The sequence below is a fragment of the Roseicyclus sp. genome (genome assembly GCF_052168335.1).
Classification (GTDB): domain Bacteria; phylum Pseudomonadota; class Alphaproteobacteria; order Rhodobacterales; family Rhodobacteraceae; genus Roseibacterium.
Genome location: NZ_JBQLZP010000188.1, coordinates 1 through 2,602, shown reverse-complemented (window position 1 = coordinate 2,602; position 2,602 = coordinate 1). Strand labels below are relative to the sequence as shown.

Sequence of the window (2,602 nt, the reverse complement as noted above, 5' to 3'; positions counted from 1 at the left end):
GTAGACCCCGTCGCCCATATGCGTGGCGGTCGACAGGATGCGGTGCGAGGACAGCATTCCGTCCTCGGGTGTGCCGGACCAGATCACGTCCTCGCCCAGCAGCACGCGGTCGGGAAACTCGGCCAGCGTCGCCATGGTGGCGGCGATGACGCCTTTGTTGCCGACGACGACCGAGGCGGGCGAGCGCACGACGATGTCCTCGGCGTAGTAGTCGTGGAGCGTGTGCAGGCCCCGATCCTCCCAGATCTCCTTGGTGATCCCGAGGATATAGTCGGGGAAGTCGCGGAACTTCGGATCGAAGCCCTTCATTCGGTGGTCCATCCTTCCGGTATGCGGGCCGATCCGCGCAGGATCAGCGGCCCGGCGATCTCGATCTTCTGCGACGCGCGGCCCGGGTCCTCGATCTGGCCGATCAGCGTCTCGACCGTGGCCTCGACCATGCGGTTCACGGGCTGGCGCACGGTCGTGAGGTCATAGCTCTCCCAGGCGGCCATGGGAACGTCGTCGTAGCCGACGATGGACACGTCCTGCGGCACCTTCAGGCCCATCGGACCGCGCAGCGTGTCGAGCGCGGCGAGCGCCATGTGGTCGTTGCCGACGAAGATCGCGTCCGGCGGGTCGGGCCGGTCCATCAGCGCGCGGACGGCGGCGATGGCGGGCTCGCGGTGATACATCCCGTCGATGACCGCGAGAGGCTCGCGCCCGAGCGCGGCCATCCCCTCGGCGAAGCCCCGCGCCCGGTCGCGCCCGGTGGAGGAGCCCTGCCACCCCGCGACATGGGCGATGCGCCGATGCCCGCCCGCGACGAGGAACTCCGCCACCTTGCGCCCGCCCTCGACATTGGCCGAGGTGATCGACGACAGGCCCGAGCCGTCCTGGCCGCGGTTGAACATCACCACCGGTATCCCCATCGCGGCGCAGCGCTCGGTCAGGTCGGAGCTCATGGCAACCGAGGCCGTGACGATCCCGTCCACCTGGTAGGTCATCAGGTCCTGCATGACGCTCTCGATGCCCTCGGTCGAGTTGCCGGCCATCATCAGGAGGATGTGGTAGCCCCGTTCCCGCAGCGCGGCGCTCAGGAGCTCGATCGCCACGGGATAGAACTGGTTGTCGAGATAGGCCACGACGAGGCCGATCATCCGGCTTTTCCCGGTGATCATCGCGCGGGCGAGCGAGTTGGGGCGATAGCCCAGCCGGTCGGCGGCGGAGCGGACCTTGCGGATCGTCTCGGCCGAGGCCGACGCGCCCGAGAAGACGCGGCTGACGGCGGACTGGCTGACCCCCGCGAGCCGCGCCACGTCGAGCGATGTGATCCGCGCCTCGCCCATCACCAGGCCTCCGCCAGCGGATCGGGCAGGACGACCGCGCCCCGCACGCGCGCCTTGTTGAACTCGGCCAAGCGGTCGAAGACGTCGATCCCCACCTGCGCGAAGAGGTCGAGCAGGTCCACGAGCACCCAGTTCTCGCGGATCAGCCCCTCCTCCACGCGCCAGAAGTCGAGGCTGCGCAGCAGCACCTCGCGCCCCGTCGGCGGCAGGCCGAGCCAGCCCGGCCCGGTCATGGTGAGGCGCATGTTGGGCCAGCCCGTCTCGGCCACGTAGTCGCCTTCCGCGATCCAGTGGGACATGAGATCGCCGAGCGCGTCGAGCTTCCGGTCGGGCATGGCACGCAGGAAGGGCATCTGGTGCCAGTGGCGGAACCCCGCGACGCCGCGCCCGGTGCCGATCCCCGCAGGCCCGTACCAGTTGAGGCGCGGGTGCCAGTGCTGCCCGAGGTTCATCACCTTCGGGTCGCGGTCGGCGGGGAAGCGGCAGAGGTCCGTCAGCATGTCGATGACGCGCGCCATGGCGGCCGAGCCGTCGCCCGAGGCGGTCAGCCCGTCGCCGCTCATCGGCCCCGGCGTGTTGAGGAAGGCGCCGAGCTGCGGCGCCATCGGCCAGGCGCGAGCCTGCATCATCAGTTCGGGAATGTCCCAGAGCGCCTGGACCTCGGCGACGCGGCCCTCCTCGATCCGGAAATACTCGTGGTAGCGCATGTGCGCGAGATGGCCCGTGGGCGGGATGCCGAGGAAGGGCGCGAGGAAGCTGCCCATGTAGCTGCCCATGCAGGCGACCCAGTCCGCGCCCTCGGGCGTCGTGCCCGCGACCAGGATCATGTCGCGCCGCTCGAGGTCGGGCATGGCGGCGAGAAGCGGCGCGTAGGCGGCGAGGAGGGCCTCCGCCCCCTCCCCCGTCCCGAACGGATGGCCGAGGCGCACGGGCGCGCCCGGCGCCACCACCGCGCGGAGCGCGTCGGACAGCGGACCCGCCTCCGCCGTCGCCGCCGCGCGGCGGAAGGGCGCGATCGCCGCCTTCGCCGCCGCCGAGCGCGCTGCCCTGTCGTCCCTGCCGTCCACCCTGCTCCTCCCGTCCGGGCCCTCAGATCCGCTGCCCGGTGCCCGCGTCGAAGATGTGACAGATCCGCGCCGGAACCGCCGCCGCGAAAGGATCGCCGATCTCGGCGCGGAACTCCTTGGGCGCGTTCACCGACACCAGCGCGCGGCCGCAACGCACCGTCAGCATCGTCGCGTCGGCGAGAAGCTGGAGCGTGTAGATCGGCGCCG

The 2,602-nt window shown here is 71.1% G+C and carries 2 protein-coding genes and 2 pseudogenes; all 4 read right to left on the bottom strand.

All coding sequences use genetic code 11. The features are described 5' to 3' along the window. Window positions 1-309, bottom strand: a pseudogene (locus tag ACTS11_RS05855) (nuclear transport factor 2 family protein); the annotation flags it as partial. Beyond that, on the bottom strand, window positions 306-1,328 hold the full coding sequence (locus ACTS11_RS05850; RefSeq protein WP_442639398.1) for a LacI family DNA-binding transcriptional regulator: 1,023 nt from the start codon (window positions 1,326-1,328) through the stop codon (window positions 306-308). The pseudogene ACTS11_RS05855 and the gene ACTS11_RS05850, both read right to left, overlap by 4 nt. Then, window positions 1,328-2,395 carry an ester cyclase gene (locus tag ACTS11_RS05845; RefSeq protein ID WP_442639397.1) on the bottom strand — a complete coding sequence of 356 codons (1,068 nt, stop codon included), beginning with the start codon at window positions 2,393-2,395 and terminating at the stop codon, window positions 1,328-1,330. Before ACTS11_RS05845 ends, ACTS11_RS05850 begins: the two co-directional genes overlap by 1 nt. Window positions 2,396-2,417: 22 nt before the next feature. Continuing rightward, window positions 2,418-2,602: pseudogene (locus ACTS11_RS05840) on the bottom strand (ABC transporter ATP-binding protein); the annotation flags it as partial.